This window comes from Actinomadura sp. 7K534 (genome assembly GCF_004348575.1).
Classification (GTDB): domain Bacteria; phylum Actinomycetota; class Actinomycetes; order Streptosporangiales; family Streptosporangiaceae; genus Spirillospora; species Spirillospora livida.
Genome location: NZ_SMKB01000431.1, coordinates 1 through 2,578 on the forward strand (window position 1 = coordinate 1; position 2,578 = coordinate 2,578).

At 75.4% G+C, this 2,578-nt stretch carries 2 protein-coding genes; both read right to left on the reverse strand.

Annotated elements, in window-relative coordinates:
• On the reverse strand, window positions 1–1,125 hold a 1,125-nt coding region (locus E1266_RS36780; protein ID WP_132055151.1), incomplete at its 3' end, for an SseB family protein.
• A 60-nt stretch (window positions 1,126–1,185) separates the two neighbouring features.
• The coding region (locus tag E1266_RS39750; RefSeq protein ID WP_243719345.1) for an SseB family protein at window positions 1,186–2,578 on the reverse strand (1,393 nt) is incomplete at its 5' end.

Below are 2,578 nucleotides of genomic sequence, written 5' to 3' on the forward strand. Positions count from 1 at the left end.
GGCCTGTTGGGCGGCCGGCGCCTCGGGCCGCCGCTGCGGGGGAGTGGGCGCCGCGACGTCGCCCGGCGGGCGTGTGGGCGCCGGTGCGGCCGCGGGAACGCCGGACGGTGCCCGGGGCTCGGTGCGCGGCGGCGCCGGGCTCTGCGGCGCTCTGGGCGCCGCCGGAGCGGCGGAGCCTTCGCGGGCGGGCTTGACGCCGCGCGTCCGGGTGCGGGTCGACGCGCCCGCGACGTGCACGTCGGTCGGCGCAGGCGGCTTCGGCGCGGCGGGCTTGCGCGGCTCCTCCGGCTCGAACAGCGCGTTGGCGTCCAGGTAGGACGCGCTGGGGAGGCCGGGGTTGACCGCGAGCTGCCACTCCGGATGCGGCCAGCGGCGGGACAGCTCCGACAGCGACGCCTGCCGGTGGTGGACCGCCTGGCCCTGCAGGGACCGGTCCATCGCCTCGGGCGAGGTGAACGCCAGCACGAACGTGCCGTCACCGAACTGCGCGGTGGCGAACTGGTGCTCGGCGGCCCCGGGGTCGCCGGGGGCGGGCAGGTACAGGACCGCGCGCGCGAGGAGCTCCAGGTAGCCGCGCTGGTCGCCGCGCTCGCGCGCCTCCGTGAGGGCGGTCTCCAGCGAGGAGCCGGACGGTCGCCGGGCGCGCCCGGACGCCTGGCGCTTCCCGGACTCCGGGACGGCGAGCGGGATCCCCAGGCCGGGCAGCGCCAGCGGACCGCCCTCCGGACCGGACCTGCTCGCCTGGTAGACGAGTTCCAGCGGCGACTCGATGCCGTACACGTCCCGGAACGCGCCGACCATCAGCCCGGCGAGGAGCGCGCACGCCTCCAGGTGCTCCGCCGCGGCCCGGCCGCCGCGGTCGCGCCACGTGAACTGGTGCCACCAGTTCTTGCGCTCCTCCTCGTCCGGCGGTTCCCAGCCGAGCGACTTGAGCCGCCGCTCCTGCCGGGGGGCCAGCGGCCGGGGCAGGAACGCGCTGCTGACCGCTTCCGCGTCGAGCACGCCTTCCGCCCTCATCGCCTGTGCGTAGGGGAGCCCGCTGGGGCCCTGCACGATGAGGAACGACGTGACCGGCAGCCGGGAGAGCTCCAGCGTCAGCCGTTTGGCGAAGTCGTTCCAGTCCACTCGGGATCCACTCTCACGTCCGTGGGCGGGGGCCGTACTCGACGGTAGCGGAACGCCGCGTCACTCGGTTCGCGGAGCCTGAACTGCGTCGGCCCTTACCGGCGTCCAGACCCCGCCGACGGCGTCGTAGACCGCCAGGGGCGTCTCTTCACCCTCACCGGTCCAGCGCCAGAGGCGGGCGCCGTGCGGCAACCGGATCGGGACGCCGGGGGGCTGCTGCTGGGCGACGGACCGCCTTCGCGTAGGCGCACCCAGGGGCGCCACAGCCTCCCCCTGGACGCGCTCCGCTTGGGGCTGCACAAGCTCGTGCGGAAGACGCTCGGGCTGGAGGGGCTCCGGTTCGGGCTTCGGCTCCGGTTCGGGCTTCGCCGGTTCCAGCCGCTCCACCTGCTCCGGTAGCTCTGGCGGCTCCGGCGCGGCGCTCGCCTGCGGCGCGGGGACCTGCGGTGCGGGAACCTGGGGCTCCGGAAGGTGAGGCTGGGGAAGGTGAGGCTCGGGAGCCTGGGATTCGGGAACCTGGGGCTCCGGAATCTGCGGCTCGGGAATCTGCGGTGCGGGAATCTGCGGTGCGGGAGCTTGCGGCGCGGAAGGTTCCGGTTCTGGGACGGGCCGGGCGTCGGCGGGCGGGGGCAGCGGCTTCCCGGGCGCGGGCGGCCCGGCGTCGAGCGCCGCCTGCAGGTCGGCCGCCGTGAAGGGGTCGACCGCCGTGTGGGAGTCGTCGAGGGGCGCGGGGGGAACGTCGTCGGGCAGACCCTCGCCGAATGAGGGGGCCGCACCGTTGAGGCCGGGTGTCGAGCCACCCGCGACGGGGTTGGGCCCAGAGAGGGCGTTCGGATCGACCGTCCCGTACGGGTTCGACGGCATGCCCTGCTCGGCGGGTGGCACGCCCTCCGGGCTCTCGTGCAGGCGGGCCACGACGGACGAGTCCAGGAGCACTTCGCTAGGCAGGCCCCAGTTGATCGCTAGGCGCCATGCAGGGTCCGGCCAGGCAGACGCCAGTTGTGCGAAGGATGTGCGCCTGTAGAGGCTCGGGTGCCGGTCGCCGGTGCGGGCGAGGGCGCCGGGCGAGGTGAACACCGTGACGTAGGTGTCGCTGCCGATGACGATGGTGGGCAGTTCCGCGCGGTCGGGGTCTTCCACGGCGGGCGCGGTCGCGGGCAGGACCAGGTCGGCGTCCGCCAGCAGCCGGAAGTACGCGGAGTTGTCGCCGTTCGCCTTGGCCTCGGCCAGCCGGGGCTCCAGGAGATCGGCGTCCACGCCCGGCACACCCTCCGTCGAGAGCGGCATCGGGGTCCCCGCCGGGGGGAGACCGGCCGGCGGGGGGCCCGTCCCGGCCAGGGTGCCGCCGGGCGTGCCCCGCCGCTGCTGCACGCGCGACGGGTCGGCGACGTCGATACCGAAGTCGAGCAGTTCGATGAGGCCGTTCCCATGCCGGTGGAACGACTCGTAGACG